21 protein-coding genes are annotated in these 24,380 nt (G+C 72.7%); 5 read left to right on the top strand and 16 right to left on the bottom strand.

Annotated features, from left to right (window positions below; all coding sequences use genetic code 11):
- The 4 genes from E1289_RS15905 to E1289_RS15890 form a co-directional block, all read right to left on the bottom strand.
- Positions 1–806, bottom strand: an 806-nt coding sequence (locus E1289_RS15905) for a winged helix DNA-binding domain-containing protein (RefSeq protein ID WP_131980781.1), incomplete at its 3' end; no start/stop codon positions are given.
- Between the two features lie 116 nt (positions 807–922).
- Positions 923–1,117 (bottom strand): CsbD family protein, encoded by a 195-nt coding sequence (locus E1289_RS15900; protein ID WP_131980779.1) that lies wholly within the window; start codon positions 1,115–1,117, stop codon positions 923–925.
- Between the two features lie 91 nt (positions 1,118–1,208).
- On the bottom strand, positions 1,209–1,409 hold the full coding sequence (locus tag E1289_RS15895; RefSeq protein ID WP_131980777.1) for a hypothetical protein: 201 nt from the start codon (positions 1,407–1,409) through the stop codon (positions 1,209–1,211).
- A 104-nt stretch (positions 1,410–1,513) separates the two neighbouring features.
- The gene (locus tag E1289_RS15890; RefSeq protein WP_131980775.1) at positions 1,514–2,731 is read right to left on the bottom strand and encodes an MAB_1171c family putative transporter; all 1,218 of its coding nucleotides are present in this window, start codon (positions 2,729–2,731) and stop codon (positions 1,514–1,516) included.
- Between the two features lie 184 nt (positions 2,732–2,915).
- Between E1289_RS15890 and E1289_RS15885 the strand changes: the two genes are divergently transcribed.
- The 3 genes from E1289_RS15885 to E1289_RS15875 are packed head-to-tail and all read left to right on the top strand — an operon-like array spanning position 2,916 to position 6,464.
- The gene (locus tag E1289_RS15885) at positions 2,916–4,406 is read left to right on the top strand and encodes an APC family permease (protein ID WP_131980773.1); all 1,491 of its coding nucleotides are present in this window, start codon (positions 2,916–2,918) and stop codon (positions 4,404–4,406) included.
- Positions 4,387–4,857, top strand: coding sequence for a MaoC/PaaZ C-terminal domain-containing protein (locus E1289_RS15880; RefSeq protein WP_131980771.1), 471 nt, complete (start codon positions 4,387–4,389; stop codon positions 4,855–4,857). Before E1289_RS15885 ends, E1289_RS15880 begins: the two co-directional genes overlap by 20 nt.
- On the top strand, positions 4,854–6,464 hold the full coding sequence (locus E1289_RS15875; RefSeq protein ID WP_131980769.1) for a class I adenylate-forming enzyme family protein: 1,611 nt from the start codon (positions 4,854–4,856) through the stop codon (positions 6,462–6,464). The genes E1289_RS15880 and E1289_RS15875 overlap by 4 nt, the downstream gene beginning before the upstream one ends.
- On the opposite strand, the gene E1289_RS15870 is transcribed toward E1289_RS15875, so the two are convergent.
- From E1289_RS15870 to E1289_RS15845, 6 genes are all read right to left on the bottom strand, one after another.
- Positions 6,461–7,306: an SAM-dependent methyltransferase gene (locus tag E1289_RS15870; RefSeq protein ID WP_131980767.1), complete on the bottom strand. Its 846-nt coding sequence runs from the start codon at positions 7,304–7,306 to the stop codon at positions 6,461–6,463. The genes E1289_RS15875 and E1289_RS15870 overlap by 4 nt on opposite strands.
- Before the next feature lie 148 nt (positions 7,307–7,454).
- A complete protein-coding gene (locus tag E1289_RS15865; RefSeq protein WP_131980765.1) occupies positions 7,455–8,063 on the bottom strand; it encodes a hypothetical protein in 609 nt (202 codons plus the stop codon).
- Entirely contained in the window at positions 8,053–8,793 is a 741-nt protein-coding gene (locus E1289_RS15860) for a helix-turn-helix transcriptional regulator (protein WP_131980763.1), read from the bottom strand. The genes E1289_RS15865 and E1289_RS15860 overlap by 11 nt, the downstream gene beginning before the upstream one ends.
- Before the next feature lie 128 nt (positions 8,794–8,921).
- Positions 8,922–10,274 (bottom strand): MFS transporter, encoded by a 1,353-nt coding sequence (locus E1289_RS15855; protein WP_243712850.1) that lies wholly within the window; start codon positions 10,272–10,274, stop codon positions 8,922–8,924.
- 130 nt (positions 10,275–10,404) lie between these two features.
- On the bottom strand, positions 10,405–12,144 hold the full coding sequence (locus tag E1289_RS15850; RefSeq protein ID WP_131980759.1) for an ABC transporter ATP-binding protein: 1,740 nt from the start codon (positions 12,142–12,144) through the stop codon (positions 10,405–10,407).
- A complete protein-coding gene (locus E1289_RS15845; RefSeq protein WP_165970490.1) occupies positions 12,141–14,063 on the bottom strand; it encodes an ABC transporter ATP-binding protein in 1,923 nt (640 codons plus the stop codon). Before E1289_RS15845 ends, E1289_RS15850 begins: the two co-directional genes overlap by 4 nt.
- 158 nt (positions 14,064–14,221) lie before the next feature.
- Between E1289_RS15845 and E1289_RS15840 the strand changes: the two genes are divergently transcribed.
- Positions 14,222–14,902, top strand: a complete 681-nt coding sequence (locus E1289_RS15840) for a TetR/AcrR family transcriptional regulator (protein ID WP_207928991.1) — start codon at positions 14,222–14,224, stop codon at positions 14,900–14,902.
- Here E1289_RS15840 and E1289_RS15835 read toward each other — a convergent pair.
- A complete protein-coding gene (locus tag E1289_RS15835; protein ID WP_131980757.1) occupies positions 14,899–15,597 on the bottom strand; it encodes a TetR/AcrR family transcriptional regulator in 699 nt (232 codons plus the stop codon). The genes E1289_RS15840 and E1289_RS15835 overlap by 4 nt on opposite strands.
- A 172-nt stretch (positions 15,598–15,769) precedes the next feature.
- Between E1289_RS15835 and E1289_RS15830 the strand changes: the two genes are divergently transcribed.
- Complete coding sequence (locus E1289_RS15830; RefSeq protein WP_131980755.1) at positions 15,770–17,023, top strand: oxygenase MpaB family protein; 1,254 nt, start codon at positions 15,770–15,772, stop codon at positions 17,021–17,023.
- Between the two features lie 288 nt (positions 17,024–17,311).
- Here the strand turns inward: E1289_RS15830 and E1289_RS15825 are convergent, their stop codons facing one another.
- The 5 genes from E1289_RS15825 to E1289_RS15805 all read right to left on the bottom strand — a co-directional run bounded on the left by E1289_RS15825 (position 17,312) and on the right by E1289_RS15805 (position 24,369).
- Positions 17,312–18,709, bottom strand: coding sequence for an IS1380 family transposase (locus E1289_RS15825; protein WP_131980753.1), 1,398 nt, complete (start codon positions 18,707–18,709; stop codon positions 17,312–17,314).
- Positions 18,710–18,905: 196 nt separating this feature from the next.
- The gene (ltrA, locus tag E1289_RS15820) at positions 18,906–20,168 is read right to left on the bottom strand and encodes a group II intron reverse transcriptase/maturase (protein ID WP_131980751.1); all 1,263 of its coding nucleotides are present in this window, start codon (positions 20,166–20,168) and stop codon (positions 18,906–18,908) included.
- Between the two features lie 594 nt (positions 20,169–20,762).
- Positions 20,763–22,100 (bottom strand): FAD-binding protein, encoded by a 1,338-nt coding sequence (locus E1289_RS15815; protein ID WP_131980749.1) that lies wholly within the window; start codon positions 22,098–22,100, stop codon positions 20,763–20,765.
- Positions 22,097–22,900: an aspartate/glutamate racemase family protein gene (locus E1289_RS15810; RefSeq protein ID WP_131980747.1), complete on the bottom strand. Its 804-nt coding sequence runs from the start codon at positions 22,898–22,900 to the stop codon at positions 22,097–22,099. Before E1289_RS15810 ends, E1289_RS15815 begins: the two co-directional genes overlap by 4 nt.
- A 2-nt stretch (positions 22,901–22,902) precedes the next feature.
- On the bottom strand, positions 22,903–24,369 hold the full coding sequence (locus tag E1289_RS15805) for an FAD-dependent oxidoreductase (RefSeq protein ID WP_131980745.1): 1,467 nt from the start codon (positions 24,367–24,369) through the stop codon (positions 22,903–22,905).
- Between the last annotated feature and the right edge of the window lie 11 nt (positions 24,370–24,380).

Genomic DNA, 24,380 nt, shown 5'->3' with positions numbered 1-24,380 from the left:
TAAGGGACAGGATCGGGACGGGGGGCGTCGGGGAGGTCGAGCAGCTCCCGGCCCCGCTCGTCCCGGAAGGCGACCAGTTCCCCGCGCAGCGCGGCGACCGCGGGCCGCAGCCCGGCGAGCCCGCACCAGGCGCGCAGGTCGGCCGTGGCGGCGGGGCCGAACGCGGCGAGGTAGCGCCGTGCCATCGCCTGGCCGACCGGGTCCGTGTCGTCCGCGGGCAGCGGGTCGATCTCCCGGCCGAGCCAGGACGGCAGCAGGACGTTGTGGACCCCCGCCCTGACCTGCCACACCCCGCGCGGCGGCGCCTGCGCCGTCGGGAGGAGCGCGGAGACGAGCATCTCGCCCAGGGCCCGCCGCGGCACGTCCGGCCAGCGCCCGGCGACCGCGTCGACCAGCTCGGCCATCGTGCGGGGGCGGCCGTCGTCCAGCGCCGCCAGGCCCGCCGCGGCGAGTTCGTCCAGGTCGACGCCGTCGAGGTCGCGGCGGTAGACCCCGAGTACCTTCTGCCGCAGCATGGCGTCGTGGCGTGCCCGCCAGGCGAGGACGTCGTCGGCGGTGACGAGGTGGATGGTGCGGCGCATGAGGGCGGTGCGGACCACGCGCCGCCCGGTCAGCAGGTCCGACAGCTCCGCCGGGTCGAACGCGCGGAGCCGCGACCAGAGCCCGGTGAACGGTTCCTGCGGCTCCTGCGCCTGCATGCCGCAGAGGTGCGCGACGGCGTCGAGCACCGGCATGTCCGAACGGTCGAGCAGCAGCTGCCGGGCGAGCGTGGCGCGGTTGAGCGCCCGGTCGTCCAGGACGGGCATGGTCGGCTCCCTGGTTCCTCGTGATCAGGCCGGAACCAACGATGCCCGGAGAAGCGGTCACATCCTGACCGCTTCTCCGGGCCAATCGCAGCAAGAATCCCGGGGAGCCGAATCCGTCACCGCTCGCCGGTGCGCCGCGCCTCGCGGACCGCGTCCTTGGCCTTCTCACCGACCTGCTTGGCGCCGCCCGCGACGCGGTCCTTGCGGCCCTCCGCCTCCAGGTACGGATCGCGCGACTCGCGTCCCGCGGCCTCCTTGGCGCGCCCCTTGCCGCGCTGCGTCCTGTTCTTCAGCTTGTCGAACAGCCCCATGGACTCCCCCTCCTCGGTTCTTCGGCGGTGTTCGTGTCCCTCGTCGTTCGTGTCCCTCGTCGTTCGTGTCCCTCGTCGTTCGTGTCCCTCGTCAGCCGGCGCGGCGCATCTCCCGGCGGTACCGCTCCGCCTCCTGGTGGATCCGCGCCTCGGTCGCCATGAGGTCCGCCTCGGCGCGCTCGGTCCGCATCCGGGCGTGCATCTCCCGGAAGGTCGGCACGCGGCGTCCCGCCCGCGCCGGCTTCCCGGCGCGCCTCGTTCCCCGCCGTCTGAAACGTCCCAGCAGCCTCATGTCGCGCTCCTCTCCGCACCGGACGGACAGCCATGTGCCCCATTCAGGACATTTCATGCAGGCAGGAGCGTTGACGTGGGGTGACCTGGATCCGCCGCGGTGCGTCAGGAGGGTGGGGCGGTGGCCGGCCGGCGGGTCCGGGCGAGCACCGCGGTGACCGCGGCGGACCGGTAGGCGGCGGCCACCTGGCGCCACCAGGCGAGCTCGCAGTGCAGGTCCGTGCCGTCGCGCTCGTCGCCGTACCGGTCGGCCGCGGTGGCGTCGCCGGCCCGGACGCCGTTCCGCCAGGCGTGCAGGGCGGCCTTGATCTGGGCGGCCTCGACCGTGGTGGTCAGGCGCTCCCCGGTGAGCCCCTGGCGCTCGCCCAGCCGGAGGGCGTCCTCCTGGACGGCGGGGTCGAACAGCGGGCTCAGCGTCCATCGCCAGTCGCTCAACTCGATCAGCGTCCGGCGGATCCGGTGCTGGACGTCCAGCCGCCTGCCGGGCGCGACGAAGACGGCGTTCGGGTTGACGTCGCGCAGGTCGCGGTGCAGGGGGCGCAGCGTCCAGAACGCCGACCACAGGCCGAGGGCGCGGCGGGCGGCGGACCAGCGCGGCCCCCAGACGGGGACCACCAGGGCGGCGGTCAGCAGGAAGCAGCCGGTCAGCGACGCGATGACCGGCACCAGGTTGCCCATCGGGTCCAGGGCGGAGGAGCCCAGCCAGTTCGCGGCCATCGTCAGCAGGCGCAGCAGCGCGTAGACGACCAGGACGAGGCTGGCGCCGCCGTAGAGCCGCAGGCCCCGGCGCAGATGGGGCAGGCCGGCGTAGTCGGGCTGCCGCGCCCAGGTGAGGCACCAGCGGGTCAGGATCGTCGACCCGGTGACCGTCGCCGCGTAGTAGATCGTGTACATGGCCGCGATGGTCGGCTGCCCTGCGTAGTGGAACGTGAAGTCGACGGGCCGTTCCTCCGGTACGTCCGACAGCGCGAACAGCACGACCATGCTGGCGATCACGAGCGAATAGGCCGGGAGCACCCAGCGGATCCGCGACCACGCCTGCGCCGTCGAGTAGCGCCACAGCAGCGCCAGGACGAGGAACAGCCCGCCGAGCGCGGCCAGGCCGACCGCGGCCAGCAACTCCGCGACGTTCGGAATTCCGGTAGCCCGATTAATGACCTTAACGCTGGCCGGAAATGCGGACCACATGGTGACGGCGAAGCAGAACACGGTGGCGCACAGCGCCCACACGCGGGCGCTGCTCCAGCGTGAGCGCAGGTAGCGCAGCTTGTAGAGGAAGACGATCGTGAGCATGACGCCGCACACGGGGAAGGCGATGTTCATGATCACCCTGGATTCTCTTCGGCAGGGGGTTCCCAACATTCACGGTTCGCCTCCGGAGCGCCACCGGGATGGCGAACAAGATGTGATCGATTTCCCGCCGGACGTTCCCCGAACGCCTTGCCGGTTTGTCGCAGATGTGAAGAATCTGAGTGCGAGCTGAGACGGGGGTCCGAAATGGGGGCGCATGGCAGCCGATACCGATGAGCCGGTGGGGCTCGGACGCACGCTGGGCACCACCAAGATCGTCTTTCTGGTCGTCGCCGCCGCGGCACCGCTGGTGGCGATGGCGGGCACGGTGCCGCTGTCGATGGGCGTGGGGAACGGGGCCGGGGTGCCCGGCGCCTACCTGGTCGCCACGCTCACCCTGCTGTGCTTCTCGGCCGGGTACGCGGCGATGGCCCGGACGATCACCGGCGGCGGCGGCTTCTACGCCTACGTCGCCCGCGGGCTGGGCCGTCCCCCCGCCGCCGCGGGCGCGGTGCTCGCCCTGCTCGGCTACAACGGCCTCGTCGCGGCGCTCGCCGGGGGCATCGGCTACTTCCTGACCATCGAGGGCGGCGCGCCCGGACCGTGGTGGGCCTACAGCGCGGCGGCGATCGCGATCATGGCCGTGCTGGGCTTCCGCGCCGTCGACCTGTCGGCCAAGGTGCTGGCCGTGCTGCTGACCTGCGAGATCGGGATGCTGCTCGCCGTCGACCTGGCGATCCTGGCCGACCGGGGGACGGCCGCCTTCCCCGCCGCGTCGCTCGATCCGGCCACCGTGCTGTCCGGGGCGCCGGGCGTGGCGTTCATGTTCGCGTTCGGCTCCTTCGTCGGGTACGAGGCTGCCGCGATCTACGCCGAGGAGAGCCGCGACCCGGAGCGCGCGGTGCCGCGGGCCACCTACGCGGCCGTGCTGGTCATCGGGGTGTTCTACACGCTGACGAGCTGGCTGACGGTCGGCGCGCTGGGCGCCGGCCGGGCCCGCGAGGTGGCCGACGACCAGGAGGGCGAGCTCATGCTCAACCTGACCGCGGACCTCCTCGGCGCGAGCGCCGAGGCGCTGTTCGGGCTCCTGGTGATCACCAGCATCTTCGCCTCGCTGCTGGCCGCCCACAACGCGGCCGGCCGCTACCTGTACTCGCTGGGACGCGACGGGCTGGTCTTCACCCGGCTGGGCCGCGTCCACCCGCGGCACCGCTCCCCGTACGCGGCGAGCGTCGCGCAGTCCGGGTGCACGCTGGTGGTCGTGGCCGCGTTCGCCGCCGCCGGGCTGGACCCGTACCGCAACCTCGTCACCGTCATGAGCGGGCTGTCGACTCTGGGGATCGTGCTGCTGCAGATGCTGACGGCGGTGGCCTGCGTCGTCTACTTCCGCCGCCGCCGCGACCCGCGGCTGCTGCGCACGCTCGCCCTCCCCCTCGCCGGTTGCGCCGGGCTGGTCACCGCGACCGTCCTGCTGCTGGCCAACTTCGGCACGCTGGCGCACAGCGACGCCGTGGCGATCAACACGCTGCCGTACCTGGCGATGCTGCTCGCGGTGGCCGCCGCGCTGTACGCGGTGCGGCTGCGTCGCACCGACCCTGACCGCTATGCCAGGATCGGGGCGTCGCGCCCCGACGCCGCGGACGCGACGCCCGCCGCTGCCCTGACACCGCCCGGGACGGGGGACGCCGATGGTTCGCACGCTCGGTGAACTGCACGAACTCACCGGGAAGGAACTGTTCTGCTCGGACTGGGTGCGGCTCGGCGCCGACGACGAACGGGCCTTCGCCGACGCCTCCTTCCTGCGCGAGGACTTCCTCGGCGCCCCGCCGGCCAACGGCGACCCGTACGGCGACCGGCTCATCTCCGGGTTCCTGCTCCTGTCGCTGCTCGTCGCCTTCCACAAACGGGAACTGGACCTCGACCTCCAGGGCGCCTACGGGCTGAACTACGGCGTCGACAAGGTGCGGTTCCTCCGCCCGGTGCTGGCCGGGGAGCGGGTGCGGGTCCGTGCCCGGCTCGTCGAGGCCCGCGAGAAGGAGCCGGGGCGGGTGCGCGTGCTCACCCGCAACGTCATGGAGGTCGAGGACGCCGGCACCCCCGCGATGGTCGCCGACTGGATCTCGATGTTCGTCACCCCCGAAGAGGAGGGCCCGCAGTGAGCGAACCGCCCGGCGAGGAGATCGTGCCGCGGGTGGGCAGGGTGGCCGGCTACCTCGACCACTGGGCGTCCCGGACCCCCGACGCCCCGCTGGACGAGCTCGACGGCACCGGGCGCGCCCCGCGGACCTACCGGCGCGCCGCCGCCGACGTGGCCCGCTGCGCCGCCGCGCTGCGCGCCTCGGGGGTGCGGCACGGCGACCGGGTGGCCGTGCTGACGACCCCGCGACCGGAGTTCCTCACCCTGTTCCTCGCGCTGTCCCGGATCGGCGCGGTGTGGGTGGGGCTCAACCCCCGGTACACGCGCGGCGAGCTGCTGCACGTGGTGACCGACAGCGCGCCGGTGCTGCTCGTCTCGCTCGCCGAGCACGGCGGCCGCCCGTTCGGGGAGGACATGGCCGCGCTGCGGGACGCGGCCGGCACGGTCCGGGAGACGGTGGCGCTGACCGGCTCGTTCCCCGGGGCCGTGCCGTTCGGGGACTTCCTCGCCCACGCCGGCGCGCCCGCCGAGGACTCCTCGCCGGAGGGCGCGGCCGCCTCGCCGGAGGGCGCGGACGACGACCCCGGGCTGATCATCTACACGTCCGGGACGACCGGCCGTCCCAAGGGCGCCGTCATCAGCCACCGCGCGTTCGCCGAAGGGTGCCGCCTCCAGGCGACGCGCCTGTACCACGCGCCCGCCGTGGCCCTGGCCAACCTCCCGGTCGGCCATGTGGGCGGGGTCATGGACGTCGTGTCGGTCCCGCTGGCCATGGGCGGCGGCGTCTGCTTCATGGAGGACTTCGACCCGGCCGCGATCCCGGCGGCCATCGACCGCGCGAAGGTCACCATGTGGGGCCAGATCCCCACCATGTTCCAGCTGGTCATGATGCGTCCCGAGGTCGCCGCGGCGGACCTGTCGTCGCTGGTGTACGTCGCGTGGGGCGGCGCGCCGCTGCCCCGCGAGCTGGTGCCGCCGCTGCGGGCGACCGGTGCGCGCCTCACCTCCGTGTACGGGCTGACCGAGAGCTGCGTCGCGGTGGCCTACAACGATCCGGACGCCGACGACGAGACGCTCGCCACCACCATCGGCCGCCCCGACCCCCGGCTCGAACTGCGGCTCGCCGATGCGGACGGGACGCCCGTGGCTCCCGGCACGCCCGGCGAGATCCAGGTGCGGAACCCGTGCCTGATGAGCGGCTACCTCGGCGCACCGGACGCGACCGCCGCGGCCTTCACGCCGGACGGCTTCCTGCGCACCGGCGACGTGGCCGTGGCACGCCCCGACGGCACCCTGACGCTGGTCGGCCGCCTCAAGGAGATGTTCAAGTCGGGTGGCTACAACGTCTATCCCCGCGAGATCGAGATGGCCCTGGAGGCGCATCCGGACGTCGCCGCGGCGGCCGTGGTCGCCGTGCCCGACCCGGTGTACCACGAGGTCGGCGCCGCTTTCGTGCTGCCCCGTCCGGACGCCGGGACCAGTCCGGACGATTTGGACCGCCACTGCCGCACCCGGCTGGCCGGGCACAAGGTCCCCAAGCACTTCGAGATCGTCGACGGGCTGCCGCTGCTGCCCACGGGCAAGGTCGACAAGGAGGCGCTCCGGCGGGCGCTTCCGCCCCGCCCCTAGCCGCCGGGCCGCCGCGCGATGCCCCCGTAGGACGTGATCGTGCGGCGGCCGGCGGGCGGGCGGGTGCGCGGCCATCGGGCGACGTCCGTCACCCCGGGTTGCGGCAGGTCGAAGCCGTCGAACAGGCCGGCGATCTGCTCGCGGCTCCGCAGGGTCAGCGGCGCGGTGGCGGTGGCGTACACCTCCTGGAGCATGCCGGTGATGTGCGGTGCGGCGTGGTCGCCGCACAGGTGGCTGACGAGCAGCGCGCTGCCGGGGGCGAGCACGTCGCGGAGGGCGGCCACGACCTCTCCGGGCCGCTCGCCGTCGAGGTGCGGCAGGACCGCGCCGCAGAGCACCGCGACCGGGCGCCGGAAGTCCAGGATGTCGGCCACCCGCGACTCACGGAGCAGGCGCTTCGGGTCGCGGACGTCCCCGGGGACGGTCAGCACGGAGTCGCCTTCGTCGAGCAGCGCCCGCCCGTGCGCCACCACGACCGGGTCGTTGTCGACGTAGACGACGCGGGGGCGCCGCCCGGGCCCGGCGGCGCCGGCGGCGCTCTCGTGGACGGACCGTCCGACCGGCATCCCGCAGCCGAGGTCGAGGAACTGGTCGATGCCCGCCTTCCAGGCCAGCCACCGCACGCCGCGCATCAGGAAGAGCCGCTCGGCGCGGGCGAGCCTGTACAGCTCCGGCGCGTGCTCCAGGAGGTCCCGCACGGCCGACCGGTCCGCCGCGTAGTGGTCCTTGCCGTCGAGGAGGTAGTTGTGCATCCGGGCGACGTTGGGGACGTATCCGCCGACCTCCCGCCGGCGGCTCCCGACCGCGTGCAGGTTCATGGCGCGGGCCCCCCGCCATGCCATCGAGCCTGGTCATACTCAAGAAGCATGGAGACTTGCCCTCCCGTGATGGCAGTAGCGCCGCCTGTCGGAGCGTAGCCAGCACGCAAGGACTACTTCAACTTAAAAGTGGATAAATCGGAGCCTGACTCCAGGGCAGTATGACGGCGGTTCACCGCCGGCCGCCCCTGGCCGGGTAGTGGACCAGCCCCTCGGCGATGCGCCGGACATGCGGGGTGGCCTCGGCCGACGGCAGCTCGGCCGACCGGTCGCCGCGTTCGGTCAGCCGCTCCAGCAGGAGGTCGGCCAGTTCCTCGGCCTCCCGCTCCTCGTCCACCGCGTGGTCGCTGCGTCCCGCGACGATGCGGGCCGCCCGCCCCGGCAGGTGCGGCGCGAGCCGGCGCAGGCCGTCGCCGCCGGACGCGGCGTCGAGCCGGTGGTCCAGCACCACGTGCGCCAGCTCGTGCAGGAGGATGCCCAGGCGGTGGTACCAGGACCGCGACCTGGCGCAGAACACCACGTACCCGCCGTCGGCCAGCCGCACGGTGGCCCCGCTGAACGGGGCGTCGCGCAGCGCGACGAACCGCAGCTCGACCCGGGCGCCGAGCAGCTCGCTCATCACCTCGCCCGTGCGGCGGCACAGCTCCCGGTGGGTCACCCCGCCCGGCCCGCGGAACCGCGCCACCACCTCGTCGCAGAGCTCGCCGCGCTCCCGCCTGCTCATGCGGCCCATCGCGATCCGCCTCCGCTCGTGCCCCGCGCCGGCCTGGTCATCGGTCACTCCCGGGTCCGCGCGGGAACACCCACCGGGTCTCTCCCGACTCCACCGCCTGCGTGATCGCCTCGACGGCCTGCCTGCGCAGTTCGGGACTCCACGTGGAGGCGTGCTCGACCACCCGTGCCGCGAACTCCACCACGCCGGCGTCGCGCAGCGCCTTCAGGTCGGCGAGCTCCGCGTCGATGGCGGCGGCGAGCCGGTCGTCCAGGAAGTACGCGGCCTGCGGGACGCCGTCGTCGCCGGTCAGGCCGAAGTGGCCGGCCAGCGCCAGCATGTGCTTGAGCCGCGGGTTGGGCGGCGCGACCGGGTGCAGCAGCTCCCGGATGTGGCTGGCCGAGATCGACCCGTACCGGCCGTCCGCGCTGATCGCGGCGGCGACGTCCTCGGGCGTGTACGGCCCCCGCGCCGGCGGGTGGACGGCCTCGAACAGGTGCCGCAGCCTGGCCGGGAACGAGCGGCGCGGGCACTCCTCGCCCGCCCGCTCCCGGCGCCCGCCGACGAACGCGGCCGGGCACACGCCGAGGGCGGCGGCCAGGTCCTGGATCGTCTGCAGGGTCGGGTTGTCCCGGTGCCCCTTGCGCAGGTGCGAGATGTATCCGTCGGTGATGTCGCCGCCGAGGTCGGTGACCGCCCGCGCGAGCTCGACGTTGGAGAACGGGCGCCGTCGTCCGGGGGGCCGCCGGCACAGGTCGTCCAGCACCGCCGCGAACGACAGGTCGTCAACCATGGCCACGCCTCCGCCGGGACCTTGCACCAATTCGGGCACCACCGGGCAAGTCGCCGCCCACTCTAGCGACGGGCCCCCGGCCCCGTCCCCGGTTTCCGGCGCCGGGGCCCCCTGGCGTAGCGGAGGGGTCGCCCTCAAGCCGGCGGGCCGGTCCGGCGCGGCACGGTCAGGGCGACGAGGGCGGCGGCGACCAGCAGCACCGCGCTGAGGGTCAGCCCGAGCGCGTACCCGTCGTTGAGGGTCTCGGGCGTGCCTGTCCCCCCGGTGCGGTGGTGGGCCGCAGTGCCCAGCGCGGCGAGCCCGAGCGAGGCGCCGATCTGCCGCGAGCTGTTCAGCAGGCCCGACGCGGTACCGGTCTCGTGGGACGCGACGCCGGCGGTGGCGGTCGCCACGAGCGGCCCCAGGCAGAGGCCGAAACCGACGCCCGCGATGACCGAGGGCCCGAGGACGTCGGTGGCGAAGCCGCCGTCCGGGCTGATGAGGCCGAACCAGGCGAACCCGGTCGCGGTCAGGAGCCCGCCGGCCACCAGCAGGGTCCGCGGCGGGAGACGGTAGCCGAGCTTCACGGCGAGCACGGACCCGGCCACCACCGCGAGGGCCAGCGGCAGGAACATGAGCCCGGCCGGCGCCGGCCCGATCGCCAGGACCCGCTGCAGGTACAGGGACAGGAAGTAGAAGGCCGCCGCCATCGCCGCGCCGACCAGGAGGTTGTAGGCGTTCGCGCCGCGGACGGAGCGGTTGGCGAGCAGGCCGAGCCGGACCAGCGGCTCGCGGGTGGTGGTCCGCTCGACCCGGACGAACGCGGCCAGCAGCGCGGCGGCCGCCGCCAGGGTCGCCAGGGTGACCGGGGACGTCCACGCGTACCGGTCGGTGCGGACGACGCCGAACACCAGCAGCGTCATGCCGGCCGTGGCCAGGACGGCGCCGAGCACGTCCGGGCGCCCGCCGCGCGACGGCGGCGGGCCCGCGGGGACGCCCCGCCAGGCGAGGGCCAGCGCGCCGGCGGCCATCGGCACGTTGACGAACATGACCCAGCGCCACCCGGCGTACTCGGTGAGCAGGCCGCCGATCAGCACGCCGAGCGCCCCGCCGGCGGCGTTCGTCGCGCTCCACACCCCGAAGGCCCGGACCCGGGCCCGGCCTCCGGGGAACGTCGCGGCCAGCAGCGCCAGCGCGGCCGGGGCCAGCGCGGCGGCCCCGGCGCCCTGCGCGGCCCGCGCGGCGACCAGGTGCCCGGGTTCCTGGGCGAAGCCGCCGGCGAGGGAGGCGAGGCCGAACAGGCCGAGTCCGAGCAGCAGGACCCGCCTGCGGCCGTACCGGTCGGCGGCCTTGCCGCCGAGGAGCAGGAGCCCGCCGAAGGTGAGGGCGTAGGCGTGGATCACCCAGGTCAGGCCGACCGCGCTGAAGTCGAGTCCGGCCGCGATCCGCGGGAGGCCGACGTTCACGACGGACAAGTCGAGCGAGACCATGAACTGCACGACGGCCACCACCGCCAGGGTGAGCCCCGGCCGGCCGCCCGTACCGCCCGGTGCTGCCTTCTCGTTCGGTGGACTGCTTTTCGAACGTGTTCCGAAATTCGACATGGCGATTCCCTGCGTGCTGGGGTTCGGGTTCGGATCAGCGGAGGGCGGCGGGCCGGGTCAGGCGCCAGCCCCGCGCGCGGCGGCGTTCCCGCCAGTAGTGGGCGTACCGGCCGTCGCGGGCGAGCAGTTCGTCGTGGCCGCCCTCCTCCACGGCACGCCCGCCGTCGAGGACGACGATGTGGTCGGACTCGCGCAGCGTGTGCAGCCGGTGCGCGATCACCAGGACGGTGCGGTCCCGCGACAGGGCGGCCATCGCCTGCTGCAGGGCGTGCTCGTTCTCGGCGTCCAGCGCGACGGTCGCCTCGTCGAACAGGACGATCGGGGTGTCCTTGAGCAGCGCCCGCGCGATCGAGACGCGCTGCCGTTCGCCGCCGGACAGCCGGCCGCCGCCCTCCCCGACCCGCGCCGCCCAGCCGCCCGGCAGGCGCTCGGCGATGTCGTCCACCCGCGCCGTGCGGGCCGTGGCGCGCACCTCCTCGTCGGTGGCGTCGGGGCGGCCGACCCGCACGTTGTCGAGGATCGTCCCGTCGAACAGGTAGACGTCCTGGAAGACCACCGAGATGAGCGACGTCAGGTCCTCGGTCCGCATCTCGCGGACGTCCACGCCGCCCACCCGCACCGCGCCGGCGGCGGGGTCGGCGAACCGCGCGATCAGCTTGATCACGGTCGTCTTGCCCGCCCCGGACGGGCCGACCAGCGCGGTCATCCGGCCCTGCGGCACCCGCATCGACAGCCCGTCGAGGACCGCGGTGCCGTCATAGCCGAAACGCACGCCGTCGAGTTCGACATCGGTGCCGCCGGGGCGCCGCGACACATCCGGTTCGGGCAGCGTCGCGGTGCCGAGCAGTGCGTCGATGTCGGTCACCGCGTTCTGCGCGACCCGTATCGCGCCGCCCAGCTCGGCGACGACCGTCACCGGCTCGACGAACCGGGCCGCCAGCACCAGCAGGGCGATCAGTTCGGCCGCGCCCACCGAGCCGCCGAGCGCCAGGTGGGTGCCGAGGGCCAGCAGGACGACGAACGACGCCTGCGCGAGGAAGCCGAGCGCGACGATGCCGGGCATCCCGGCGCGCAGCGTCCGGCGGCCGGCCCGGTGCTGCGCGGCGAGGGCGCCGTCGAGTGCGGCGTGCCCCTCGACCGTCCGGCCGAAGGCCCGCAGCACCGGCTGCGCGCGGGCGAACTCCACGATCCGCCCGGCGGCCGCGGCGTGCACGGCGTCCGCCCGGCGGTCGGCGGCCTGCATGCCGCGGCTCGCCAGCCGGTACGCCACCGCCATCCCCGCCGCGGCGACGGTCATCGAGACCGCCAGCCGCCAGTCGAACGCGAACATGGCCGGCAGCACGACCAGCGGCGTGACGACACCGTCGATCAGCGGCCGCAGCAGGTGCGCGGGCACCGACATGATGTCGACCACGCGCTGCGAGGCCAGCCGCCCCAGTTCACCGACGCGGTCGCCGGTGAACCAGGCGGGCGGCAGCTGCGCGACCTTGTCCCCGATGCGGTGGTGCAGGTCGCGGCTCAGGCGCGTCCCCGCCCGGTACCCGGCCACCGTCGCGGCATGGCTCACCGCCGCGTACCCGGCCCACAGCAGCGCGAGCGCGAGCACCCACGGCCAGGCCCGTTCCGGGTCGTCGCCCAGCACCTCCTCCAGGATCGGGACCAGCAGGACGAACGCCGCCCCCTGCAGCAGGGCCGCGGCGGTGAACAGGGCCAGCACCCGGCGCAGCGCACCGTCGTGCTCCGGCCCGAGCGCGGCGAACAGCCGGCGGATCATCGTTCCCCCTCCTCGGCCGCGCCGAATCCGGCGTAGGCGCCGTCTGCACGGGCGTCGCCTTCGTGGACGTCGCCTTCGTGGACGTCGCCTTCGTGGACGTCGCCTTCGTGGACGTCGCCTTCGTGGACGTCGCCTTCGTGGACGTCGCCTTCGTGGACGTCGCCTTCGTGGACCTCGTTCTGGAGCCGCCACATCCGGGCGTAGCGGCCGCCGGCGGCGAGCAGTTCCGCGTGCGTGCCCTGCTCGGCGATCCGGCCGCGTTCGAGCACGACGATCCGGTCGGCGCCGGCCACCGACGCCAGCCGGTGCGCGACGACGAGGACGGTCCGTCCGGCGGCCAGCTCCGACAGCGCGTCCTGGATCGACGCCTCCGCCTCCGGGTCGGCATGGGCGGTCGCCTCGTCCAGCACCACGATCGGGGTCTCGGCGAGGATCGCCCGCGCGATGGACAGCCGCTGCGCCTCCCCGCCGGAGAACCGGACGTCCCGGCCGACGACCGAGTCGTAGCCGCGCGGCAGCGCGGTGACGCGTTCGTCGATGGCCGCGGCCCGCGCCGCGCGGCGTACCGTCTCGTCGTCCGCGTCGGGACGGGCGAGGCGGACGTTGTCGCGCACGCTGGCGTCGAGCAACTGGACGTCCTGCAGGACGAACGACACCAGCCGGTAGAGCCGGTCGGGCGCGATCTCGCGCACGTCGACCCCGCCGATCGCGACGCTTCCCGCGGTCGGGTCGAAGAACCGCGGCAGCAGCTTCGCCAGCGTCGTCTTGCCCGAACCCGACGCGCCGACCAGCGCGGTCACGGTGCCCGGTGCCAGCACCAGATCGATCCCGCTCAGCACCGGCCGGTCCGCGTCGTAGCCGAACTCCACCCCGGACATCTCGACCCGCGGGCCGCCGCCGAGGTCCGGGGTCCGCGGTTCGGCGGGCACGGCCAGCTCCGGTGCCGCGAGCAGGGCGCCCACCCGTTTCGCCGCCGCGTTCGCCGTCTCCATGTCCTCGCCGTGGAAGTCCAGCGCCTGCAGCGGAACGGACAGCCCCAGCCCGAGGATCACGAACGGCAGCAGGTCGACCGGGTCCAGGTGCCCGGCGGTGACCAAAACCATGCCCCCGGCCAGGACCGTGAGCAGGATGGTGACCGGGCTCAGCGCCAGGGCCGATGCGGCGCCCGCCCGGTAGCTCCGCGAGAGCCAGTCGTCGAGGAACTCCGCGAAGTCGTCGGCCGCCCGCGCGTACCGCCGGTGTGCCCGCCTGGCCTGCCCGAACATCTTCACCACGGCGATGCCCTCGACGAACTCGACGACGCTGCCGATGATGCGCTGCAGCGCCTGGTCGTAGGCGGCCATCTCCGCGGTCATGCTCGTGATCCGCCGGGCGAACAGCGCGCTCCCGACGGCGATCGGGACCAGCACGATCAGCGCCATCCGCCAGTCGACCCAGAACAGGTAGCCCAGCGTCACCAGCGACGTCACGACGACCGCGGTGAGGTCCAGCAGGGAGTGCGCCACGAGGTGGTGCATCGCGTCCACGTCGTGCTGGACCGCCTTGCCGATGCCGCCCGCGCCCCGGTCGGTGAACCAGCCCAGCGGCACGCGCCCCAGCCGGTCGACCAGGCGCCGCCGCACCGAGAGCTGGAAGTCCAGGTCCGCGCCGTGGGCGAGCAGCCCCGCCACCGCGGTCAGCAGCAGCCAGGCGAGCAGCGCGCCCGCCGCGACCGCGGTCACCGTCCAGGCCCGGCCGCGGTCGGCCGGGCCTTCCGCGAGCAGCACCCTGGCCAGCTCGGCCACCGCCGCGAACGGCACGACGGCCACCGCCGCCGCCACGGCCCGCAGCGCGACCGCCGTGCCGAGCCGCCGCCGGACGGGCCGCAGCAGCTCCCCGAGCCCCACGGCACCCGCGGGTTCCACTTCCGCCGTCTTCATCGTCTCCGGTGCCCCTCCCCGTCGTAGGCGGACTTTCCGAACGTGTTCCGAAAGTAGCACCGCGCCGTCCGGCTGTCGACCGCGAAAGATCGCTCCTGCTCCGCACCGACCCCGCACCGGTTTGGTCGCGGCGGGCGGCGGGACGGCATGATGGGACGATGTCCCGACCGCCCGCACCGCGCGGCCGCACCGGCCGCCCGCCCGTGACGTCCCGCGCGCAGATCGTCGCGGCGGCCCGCCGGATCATCGAGCGGGACGGCTGGGAGAGGCTGACGATCCGGGGGCTCGCCGCCGAGCTCGGCATCGGGGCGACGACCCTGTACCACCACGTGCGGAGCAAGGAGGACCTGCTGGTCCTGGTGCTCAACCACTACCTCGGGCAGATCGAGCGCCCGCCGCTGCCCGCCGACCCGCGGGAGCGCATCATCGCGGTCGCCACCTCGGTGCACGACGCCGCCGCGGCCTGGCCGTGGGCGGTGGAGATCGTCACGACCGACGGCTTCGTCGGCCTGCTCGACGAGTCGGCCCTGTGGATGGTGGACGAGATCCTGGCCGGCGCCGAGGACTACGGCTGCACGCCCGCGGACGCCGTCTACATCTTCCGCAGCATCTGGTACTACACCGCCGGCGAGGTCCTCGTCCGCGCCAACACCGCGCGGCGGCGGGCCGGCATCCTGGGCCCCTTCTCCCTGGACCACATCGACGGGTCACGGCTGCCGCGCCTCGCCGCCGTCGGCGGCGACCGGTGGGCGGCGGTCGCCGAGCGGGACACCTACCCGGCGGGGCTCCGGGCACTGGTCGACGGCCTGCTCGCACAGACCGCGCCGAAGCCGGATTAGCGGGACTGCGGGCGCTCCAGCGGATGGGGCGGCGCGTCCAGCATGGGGACGAGGAACCGCCGGGCCAGCGCGGCCACCTGCTCGTCGTCGTCGAGGTCGATGAGCTCGCTCGGGATCGCCAGGAAGGAGCCGGAGACCCGGACCATCATCTCGGCGACGAAGTCGATGTCCAGGTCGGGTGACACGTTGCCCGCGCGCTGCTCGCGGCGGAGCTGGCCCGCGACGAACTGCCGCACGATCGCGAGGGTCCGGCCGTCGTCGCTGATCGTGGCGGCCATCAGCACGTCCGGTTCCGCGGCGCTCAGCCCGCCGATCAGGGGGTTGCCCCGGATGGCGCGCAACGCGCTCACGAAGCCGAGCACGACCCGGTCGGCGGCGGTCTCGGCCTGCTTGATCTCGTGCAGGAACCGGTCGAAGTAGCGGCGGAACTCCCGGCGCACCACCTGCTCGACCAGGGCGTCCTTGGTGACGAACCGCCGGTAGACCGTGATGCGGGAGACCCCGGCCCGCCGCGCCACGTCCTCCATGGTGGAGCGCTGGATGCCCATCCGGGAGAACTGCTCATAGGCCGCGTCGAGCACGCGCGCACGGCTCTCGTCCATCTCGTCGACCTGTTCGACCGCGTCGCTGTACGCGCGTTCGAGCAACGACTCCTGGCCCGAATTACCCATGAGCGCGGACAGCGCACGTTCCATGATCGCCTCCCGTGATGACCGATTGTGCCTCACTCTCCGGCCGGCGTCACGCTAGGTCTTGTCAAGGCCGAAACAGTGTGCTGACATTGTGTCCAGCACCGATGATACACAGAAGCGGTTCGCGTTTCAGCGTATCAGGCTGGTGCTCTTCCACCCCGAGGAGGAGCAAGGAATGGAAAACCCCAGCAGACGCAACGTGTTGGTGACGGGCGGCGCCGTCGGCGCACTCGGCGCACTGAGCGTGGCCGCCCCCGCGCAGGCGTCCGCACTGTGGACGTGGTCCCCCAAGGGCTCGGTGGCGGGCGCCGGCGCCGGCGCGGACCCGAAGGGCGTCTGGGACGACGAGGCCGACCAGCTGGTCGCCTCCCTGCTTGAGCGCGGCGTCGTTCCCGACGTTAACCGGAAGCTGGCGACATGGACCAAGAACGACCAGGCGCTTCCGAGCGGCCTGCCCGCGGATCTGCGCGACTTCATCGAGCGGGCCAGGCAGCTGCCGTCATGGACCGACCAGGCCAAGCTCACCCAGGCGGTCGACTTCAACGAGCGGCGGGGACTCTACCTCGGGGTGACCTACGGGTTCGCCAGCGGGATGATGAGCACGGTCATTCCGCGTGAGGCGCGCGCCGTGTACTACTCCAAGGGTGGCGCGGACATGCGGGACCGCATCACCAAGACCGCCAAGCTGGGGTACGACATCGGGACGGCCAACGCCTACGGCGCCAACGGCGAGATGGTCGTGACCTGCGTCAAGACGCGGCTGGCGCACGCGGGCGTGCGCCACCTGCTGCCGCAGTCCCCGTACTGGAACAAGGTCGCGGACGAGGAGAAGCCGATCAGCCAGGCCGACATGATGGTCACCTGGCACAGCCTGCCCACGACCGTCATGCAGAACCTGGTCAAGTGGAAGGTCCCGATCCCCGCCGCCGACTCCGAGGCGTTCCTGCACTCGTGGCAGGTCTGCGCCCACATGCTCGGCATCAAGGACGAGTACATCCCCAACTCGTGGACCGAGGCCAACTCCCAGGCCAAGCAGGTCCTGGACCCGATTCTGGGCCCGACGCCCGAGGGCATCAAGCTCGCGGACATGCTCCTGAACCTCGCCACGATCGTCCCGGGCGGCCCCCTCCGGTACATCACCAAGCCGATCCTCGGCGCGCTCACCCGGTACGTGCTCGGCGACGAGATCGCCGGCTGGCTGAACATCCGCCGGTACCCGCTGTGGGACACCATCTTCGAGGTCGGCTGGGAGCCCTTCGTCCGCATCCGGGAGGGCCTGCTCGAACTGGAGGACGCGCCCGGCATCGTGCAGTCGTCCTACTGGGCCTTCGACGAGCTCCTCCGCGTGGCGGCCCTGCTCGTCCTGTCCGGCGCGGACTTCCCGATCAGCATCGAGATCCCGACCGGCAACAACCCGGACTACGAGTGATCAAGACCGCCTGACCGCAACCGCTCGGTCGGCACCCGCGCATTCGGGCTTGGAATCCCCCCTCCGATTCCAAGCCCGAAGCCATTTCCAGATGATCTGGCAGATCTGAAATCCGCCCCGGCCTAACCCTCGATCCACCGATGGTGGTTCGAGGTTGATCTCTCGGTCGTTTCGGTGAGGTTTGTCGAGTTGGCGGAAGCTTGCGGGCAGGGCTGATCGGCTGGTCTGCCCAGCCTTTCCACGTGTCGAATTCCGGTCGAGCCCGCTTGGGCGGTGGGTAATGGCAGGTCAGATGCTGTCGGGTGGGGCGTGGACGGTGGTGAACAGGTGCATCCACGCATCAGCCCAGGGCCAGTTGCCAGGCAGGTGCAGCAGCAGGCGGCGTGCTGAGCGGGCCAGCCGGGCTGGGACGTTGACCAGGTGGGCGCGGAGGGTGGCGGTGGTGGCTTTGGCGTGGAAGGCCGAGGCCAGCGCGCCGGCGGCGCGCAGCAGGTTGAACGACATCGCCCACAGCACCAGCCATGCGGCGTTGGCGTTGAAGTTCCCAGACGGCAGGTGGGCCAGGGGCCCGGCCTTGCCGTCGGCGATGACCTGCTCGATGACGGCGTGGTGGCGGTGCTGTCGCTCGGCCTGCAGGGTCTGGAACGGGCTGTCGGTGAAGAACGGGTGGTAGCGCCAGGCGGGGAACAGTTCGCCCTGCTCACCCACGGTGGCGGGTTTGGCCAGGTCACGCACCCGGCGGACGATCAGCCGGGCGGTGACCTGCTCGGACTTTCTGCGGCCGGTGAAGGCGGTGTAGGCGGGTATCTCGGCGACCTGGGCGTCATAGATCAGCTCGCCGGTGTCGGGATCGAGTACACCGGTCGGGTAGCGGATCTGCGTCCACGCGTCCTCGCCGATGGCGGCGATGGCGCGCTTGATGGACGGGTTCATGCCGCAGGTGATCGAGAAGTGGGCGTCGGCGCGGCGGCAGGCGGCCACCACATCGGCGTTGTAGTACTGCGAATCGGCGCGCAGTACGCGGATGCCGGTGGCCCCGACCTGCGGTGCGGTGGCCAGCGCCTCGGTGACCAGGCGCATCGCTCCCCGGCTGTCGGCCGAGCGGCCTTGGCGCAGCCGCACCGCGGCCACGATCGGGCGGGCGATCGGGGTGCTGATCGTGGCCAGCAGTGGATGCAGGGTGCGTACGCCTTTGAACCGTCCGATCTGCGCGCCCTGCTTGGTGCGGCCGAACACCCGCTTATGGGTGGAGTCGACGTCGATGAAGGCGACCTGGCCGGCGCCGGGCAGCAGCGGCGCCCGCCTGGCCAGCTCGCCCAGGAACCGGCGATGCACCGCGTGCAGCTGCAACCCATGCCCGTGGGTGAACGACCGCAGGAACGTGCCCAGCGTGGAGGGCGCCCGAACCCCAGTGAAGGCCACCGGCACCGCGCCGTGCCGCAGCCGGTCGGCGTCATCGATGCTGTCGGCGCCGGCGCACATCGCCGCCACCAGCGACATCACCTTCGCCGCCGGGGCGGCGCCCGCGCCGTTGCCCGAACCCTTGATTCGTACCGCGGTGCTCACCAGCTCGGGCAGACCGGCCCGCTCCGCTAGCCGGACCACCGGCACCAGGCCCGCGTCCGCCATCAGGTTCGGTTCATCGAACCCGGCGCCCACCGCCGAGACCGCATGAGAGGATTGCACTTACGGGATGCCTCGTTGTTATTGCGTTGCTGGACCTTAGACAAGCCCATCATCGCAGGCCACGGGGCATCCCTTTCGTCGTTTCCGTAACCTGGACGACCATTCACCCGGTCGGGTGGCCGGAGGGAGTCTCACCCTCCGGCTCCCACAGATCCCGGCGTGACAGTCTCCCGTCACCGGGCTCCTGTCATCCTGATCACCAGACGCGCGGTACCGAGGTGACCCAAGCCCAGTGCGCAAGCCAGCGGGGATACCGCACGGTGATCCCCTGCCAGCACTGGATGGCCTTCTTCATTGGTCGCAGCCGTTTATATTTGTTGCGGATCCAGCGCACCAGGTAGGCGTTGATGCGCGAAAGGAGGGGATACATCGCGGAGCGGTGGAATGCCCCGTAGTAGTGCATCCAGCCTCGGACGATCGGGTTGATCCGTCGGACGAGGTCGCTGAAGGTGTGGCCGGTCCGGTTGTGCAGTCTCCATGATCGCACTTCCGCACTGAGCCTTTTCAAAGCATCCTTGCTGATCGCGGGCAAGAAGGCGTTGAAGTACTGCCCTCTCTTGTTCCGCGCTTTGCGCTGGTGGAACCCGAACCCCAGGAACGTGAACGACGTATGCTCGTAAGAGCCGCGTCGCTGGCCGTCCTGGCAGTAGACTATTCGGGTTTTGTCGGGGTGCAGTCGCAGCCCGACCTGTTCCATCCGTTCGCCGATCGCCTTGGCCACATATTGGGCTTGGGCCTTGCTGACGCAGTGCACGACCACGTCATCGACGTACCGTTCGAACACGATACCCGGGAATCGCCGAGCCATCCACGCATCGAACGCATAATGCAGGAACAGATTCGCCAGCACAGGCGAGACCGCCGACCCTTGCGGGGTGCCGCGGTCACGCTGCCGCAAGGTTCCGTCGGGCATCTGTACCGGGGCCTGCAGCCACCGTTTCACATAAAGAACCACCCACGGCTGGTCGGTGTTGGCCTCCACCGCTTTGACGATCAGGTCCCATGGCACGCTGTCAAAGAATTTCTGGATGTCCAGATCGATCACCCAGTCGTTCTTCCAGCAGCGTTGCCGGCACGTCGCCACCGCATCCAGCGCCGAGCGTCCCGGCCTGTAGCCGTAGGAGTCGGGATGGAAGATCGGTTCGACCTTCGCCTCCAGCCTCCCGGCCACCACCGTCTGGGCGACTCGGTCTGCGATGGTGGGCACGCCGAGCATCCTGGTCCCTGCGCCGTGCGGCTTGGGGATTTCCACCGCGAGCACCGGCGGCGGGAAGTAGCTCCCTGACGACATCCGGTTCCAGACCTTGTAGAGACTGTTCCTCAGGTCCGATTCGAAGTCATCGAGGGAGCGTCCGTCCACCCCCGGCGCGCCCTTGTTCGCCCTGACCTTCTGCCACGCCTCCCATACTTCCCGCTTCGAAATGTCGAACGGCCTGCCTGTTGACTTCAGTTCGCTCACGCGACTCCTCCCAGCCGAATGCTGGTTGATCGAACGCACAAACCACGGATGACCCGGCCCCTTGGCTCCCCTCCCACCGTGTCTAGCAGGAGCTTCACGGCTACTACGGGCCGGTCCGCCAGCGCACCCCGCGTCGGTACTCAATCCCTCACGGTTTCTGCCGCTTGAGACACTCCCTCTCGCGCCCCGCCACCGGGACGGCAGTATCGAGGTCCGCCTTCTCACGTTCCATGCAAGAGCTGCAGATCAGGCTCACGTCGCCTCTATGCCGGGCACCGCCTGGCCAGTAAGCGGGTGACCGCCAGGCTTATCCCGAAGCTATCCACATGCCCCGGTTTCGATGCCAACCGAACCTCTTTCGGCACCTCAATGGCTACGACACTCGTCTTCCTGATCCCCACCTGACGCATCCCGTGCGCCTTTTCCCACACGCTCACCACGACAGTCTTCAGCTAACGCAGCAGTGGGCGGTTTGGAACCTGCCCCCGCAGGCCGATTCCGAGGGGCCATCCCTCATCTCTTACGCAGCACCGCCTCAAGGAACTCCTCCTACATCAAGCTCCTCTCGACGTTCGTGACACACGTGGATCGAGGCTAACGGCCCGCCAGGGCGTTGCCGATTATCCAGCCCATGCCGAACGCGGACAGGAGGCCGTTGCCGGACAGGTAGCCGTCGGAGTGGGGGCCGGCCAGGCCGCAGGCCGTGCCGCCCCCCGCGTACAGGCCGGGGATCGGCCGGCCGGCGCCGTCCAGGACGCGGCCGCCCGGGTCGATCACCAGGCCGCCCTGCGTGGTCAGCAGGCCGTGGGTGACCCACGCGAGGTGGTACGGCGCGGTGAGGCGGCGGCGTCCCGGCAGCGGGGTCAGGGCGCGTTCGGTCTCCTCGACCGTGCGGCCCAGCGCCCCGGCCAGGTCCTCGATCGTCGGGCAGTCCCGGACGGCGCCCGCGGCGAGGGATTCGCGCATCATCTCGGACTCGCGGGTGGCGGCCATCGCGGCGGCGTCCCAGACCATCGCGGCGCGTTCGCCCGGCCGCCGCCGCAGGACGCCCGCCATGGACGAGTAGCCCTTGGACTCCTCGTCCACGAAGCGCTCGCCGTCGCGGTCGACTAGGACGGCGCCGTTGAACGGCAGCGCCGGGGACACCCGGGTGCCGTGGCCGGCGACGAACAGGCCGGAACGCAGTCCGGCGCCCATGTTCCGCAGCCGCGCGCCCAGCCGCAGCGCCCAGCCGAGCGCGTCCCCGGTCGAGGTGGAGACGCCGCCGTAGAAGGGTGTGCCGAGATGCGGCAGGTGCTCCCCGACCAGCGCCGGGTTGTTCGCGAAGCCGTCGGTGGCGAGGACGACGCTGCGGGCCCGGACGCGCTGCAGGACGCCGTTCTGGGAGACGACGACGCCGGTGACCCCGCCGTCGCCGGTCACGAGGTCGACCACGGGCGCCTCGTCCACGAAGGCGGCGTTGCCGTACCCGTCGAGGAGGCCGCGCAGGTGGCGCATGAGCCGGGCGCCGCCGAGCCGCCCGGTGTCGGTGTGCAGCCGCCGCGCGGCCATCCCGGCCCGGGGCATGTCGAGGCCGAGTTCGACGGGGTAGCCGGTGTCGGCGATCCAATGGACGAGGTCCGGCGCCGCCGCGCAGAGCGCCTCCACCACCGGACGCCACTCCTCGTCGCCGCCGGCGCGGATGATGTCGTCGGCGTGCCGGCGCGGCGAGTCCTCCACGCCGGCCGCGGCCTGCCAGCGGGTCCCTCCGGCGGCGAGGGAGCCGGAGGAGATCGCCGCGTTGCAGCCGTCGCGGGTGGACTTCTCGAAGACCGCGACGGTCAGGCCGGGGTCGCGTGCCGCGCGGAGGGCGGTCATCACGCCGCACGCCCCGCCGCCCGCGACGGCGACATCGACCTCCGCGTCCCACGCGTGCGGGGCCGGCGCGGTCACGTCAGCGTCCTGTTCGTCCCGTAGAAGTCGCGTGCCGCGTCGACCAGCGGGCGGGGCGGGCGGGCCCCGTAGAACCCGGTTCGCGCCGGGGCGAGCCCGGTGGCGCGGTACTGCGCCGCGCGCAGCTCCGCGACGCGGACGCAGGTGCCGAGGGAGTCGAGGACCGGCACGTCGTCGACCCGGGACACGCCCTGGTCCGCGAGGAACACGTTGAGCGGCCCCTCACCGGGGACGATGACGTTCGCGCCGGCCTCGATCGCCCGGCGCGCCGCGCGGGTGAACGCGTCGAGCAGCGGCCCCGGGTCGGCGTAGGCCGCCATGACATCGGTGAACCCGGCCTCCACCTGGACGATCGGCCCGACCAGCGCGTCCAGCCGGTAGTTGCGCAGGTTGCGGCGCAGCTGCGGTTCGAGGGCCCCGATGAAGTTGACGATGCCGACGCGGTCGCCGAGCGCGCCCGCCATCAGCACCGACGTCTGGCCGAACGCGATCACCGGGATGTCGACCAGCGTCCGGACCTCCTCGTACGCGGTGTCGGGGATGGTCGCGATCAAAAACGCGTCGTAGCCCTCGTCCTGCGCCCGCAGCGCGGCGTGCGCGAACTGCTCCCGGTGCAGGCCGGCGAGGTAGGCGTACCCGATGTGGGTGCCCGGGTAGTCCGACGGGTAGGTGCCGGGCTTCATCCCGTGGAGGTCGATCCCGGTGCCGGGGGCGGCCTGCGACCGCAGGTGGCGGGCGAGCGCGTCGCGGTAGTGCGGGACGTCGTCGAGGACCGTGAAGGACTGGTGCCAGATCCGCATCGTCAGGCTCCCGCGAGGGACCGCGCGCGGGCCGCGGCGCCGGCGCCGGCGATCCGGCCGAACGTCGCGCCGCGCAGCACCGAGGTGGAGCCCGTGTAGTTGGTGTAATACAGCCCGGTCAGCTCCCCCGCCGCGTACAGGCCCGCGATGGGACGGCCGTCGCGGTCCACGACCTCGGCGGCCGAGGTGGTCTTCAGGCCGCCGAAGCTGAATACGTTGGCCGCCATGATCGGGTAGGCCGCGAACGGGCCCCGGTCGACGGGGCGGCTCCAGTTCGACTTCGGCGGGACGAGCCCGCGGGTCGCGAGGCCGTCCGGCGCGGTGGGGTCGAAACCGTCCGGCGGCGGGCAGGCCGCGTTGTACGCCTCGATCGTCGCCTCGACGTCCGCGGCGGGGAGTTCCAGCCGGCGCGCGAGGTCGCCGACGGTGTCCGCGGTGACGGGCGGGACGTCGGTGCGGACGCCCGCCATCAGGTTCGGCACCGCCAGCCCCCGCTGGTCGAGGATCACCCAGGCGATCCCGCCGGTCTGGTCCTGGATCGCGCGGGTCGTCCGCTCGTACCAGGCGTCGACGGTGCCGCGGGCCTCGTCCACGAACCGGCGCCCCTCCCGGTTGACCAGCACGCCGTAGGGGAAGCAGAAGATCGCGGCCTCGGGCGCGCCGCTGCGCGGGTCGACCGGCTCGGCGTGGAAGAGCGAGAAGTTCCCTGCGGTGGCCGCGCCGAGCGCCAGCGCCATCTCCAGCCCCTCCCCCTTGTTGTAGTTGCCGCCCCTGGCGACGGGACGGCAGGTCAGCGCCCGCTCGCCGTGGTAGCGGGCCATCAGCTCGAAGTTGCCCTGGTAGCCGCCGCTGGCGAGGACGACGGCGCCCTCGAAGACCGCGGGGCCTTCGGCGGTGTGCGCGACCACGCCGGCGACGCCGCGTCCGGAGCGGACGAGCCCGCGGGCGGTGGTCTCGAAGTGGAACTCCACCCCGAGCCGCCGGGCCGCTCCGCCCATCGTCTCGACGATGGCGAGGCCGCCGCCGACCGGCGCCATCCGGGTCGTGGACCGGGTGAGGAACGGGGTCGGCACGAAGTCGAACCGGACGCCGTGCCCGGCCATCCAGCGCAGCGCCCCCGGCGCGTTCTCGGCGAGCGCGGCGACGTAGTCCGGGTCGACGGTGTGGGCGGCGCGGTAGAGCGCGCCCTGCCTGCGGGCCGGGAGCGCCGCGTCGTTGACGATGGACGGGTCGGGGTGCCCCATGAAGTCGTCCACGAGGGCGTCGGCGAAACCGTCCGCGACCTCGTCCAGCGACTTCATGCGCAGGAACGCCTCGGTGTAGCGGGTGTTGCCACCGGTCTCGGCCTCGGGGGCGCGCTCCAGGACCGCGACGCGGGCGCCGTCCTCGGCCGCCGACACCGCGGCCGACAGACCGGCGACGCCGCCGCCGACCACGACCACGTCGTAGCGATGGGTTTGCTCGGTCATGGCGGCGTCCC

The organism is Actinomadura sp. 6K520 (genome assembly GCF_004349245.1).
In the GTDB taxonomy this organism is placed as follows: domain Bacteria; phylum Actinomycetota; class Actinomycetes; order Streptosporangiales; family Streptosporangiaceae; genus Spirillospora.
This window is presented reverse-complemented; position numbering and strand designations above follow the sequence as displayed.

Excerpts from the sequence above, each read along its gene's own strand:
- E1289_RS15880 (WP_131980771.1), top strand. The coding sequence starts at position 4,387 with ATGGTTCGCACGCTCGGTGAACTGCACGAACTCACCGGGAAGGAACTG.
- E1289_RS15840 (WP_207928991.1), top strand. The coding sequence starts at position 14,222 with ATGTCCCGACCGCCCGCACCGCGCGGCCGCACCGGCCGCCCGCCCGTG.
- E1289_RS15845 (WP_165970490.1), bottom strand. The coding sequence starts at position 14,063 with ATGAAGACGGCGGAAGTGGAACCCGCGGGTGCCGTGGGGCTCGGGGAG.
- E1289_RS15805 (WP_131980745.1), bottom strand. The coding sequence starts at position 24,369 with ATGACCGAGCAAACCCATCGCTACGACGTGGTCGTGGTCGGCGGCGGC.
- E1289_RS15885 (WP_131980773.1), top strand. The coding sequence starts at position 2,916 with ATGGCAGCCGATACCGATGAGCCGGTGGGGCTCGGACGCACGCTGGGC.
- E1289_RS15810 (WP_131980747.1), bottom strand. The coding sequence starts at position 22,900 with ATGCGGATCTGGCACCAGTCCTTCACGGTCCTCGACGACGTCCCGCAC.
- E1289_RS15835 (WP_131980757.1), bottom strand. The coding sequence starts at position 15,597 with ATGGAACGTGCGCTGTCCGCGCTCATGGGTAATTCGGGCCAGGAGTCG.
- E1289_RS15900 (WP_131980779.1), bottom strand. The coding sequence starts at position 1,117 with ATGGGGCTGTTCGACAAGCTGAAGAACAGGACGCAGCGCGGCAAGGGG.
- E1289_RS15895 (WP_131980777.1), bottom strand. The coding sequence starts at position 1,409 with ATGAGGCTGCTGGGACGTTTCAGACGGCGGGGAACGAGGCGCGCCGGG.
- E1289_RS15850 (WP_131980759.1), bottom strand. The coding sequence starts at position 12,144 with ATGATCCGCCGGCTGTTCGCCGCGCTCGGGCCGGAGCACGACGGTGCG.
- E1289_RS15830 (WP_131980755.1), top strand. The coding sequence starts at position 15,770 with ATGGAAAACCCCAGCAGACGCAACGTGTTGGTGACGGGCGGCGCCGTC.
- E1289_RS15870 (WP_131980767.1), bottom strand. The coding sequence starts at position 7,306 with ATGGCATGGCGGGGGGCCCGCGCCATGAACCTGCACGCGGTCGGGAGC.
- E1289_RS15890 (WP_131980775.1), bottom strand. The coding sequence starts at position 2,731 with ATGAACATCGCCTTCCCCGTGTGCGGCGTCATGCTCACGATCGTCTTC.